Genomic DNA, 279 nt, shown 5'->3' on the forward strand with positions numbered 1-279 from the left:
CAAGGTACCGACAGCGCGCTGGCGATGGCCATGGGTCACGTTATTTTAAAAGAGTTTCATCTCGATAATCCCAGCGACTATTTTCTTAACTATTGCCGCCGTTATACCGACATGCCAATGCTGGTCCTGTTGGATGAGCGCGCAGACGGTAGTTATGTACCGGGGCGTATGATGCGCGCGTCGGATCTGGTGGATGGACTGGGAGAAGCCAATAATCCGGAATGGAAAACCGTCGCGTTCAACAGTACGGGCGAACTGGTCGCGCCCAACGGTTCTATC

1 protein-coding gene is annotated in these 279 nt (G+C 53.4%); it reads left to right on the top strand.

Annotated features, from left to right (window positions below; all coding sequences use genetic code 11):
• A partial coding sequence (locus J4G32_RS21525) for a molybdopterin-dependent oxidoreductase (protein ID WP_210497793.1) occupies nt 1-279 on the top strand: 279 nt, incomplete at both ends.

It is taken from the genome of Microvirga antarctica (genome assembly GCF_017921815.1).
Taxonomy (GTDB): Bacteria; Pseudomonadota; Alphaproteobacteria; order Rhizobiales; family Beijerinckiaceae; genus Microvirga; species Microvirga antarctica.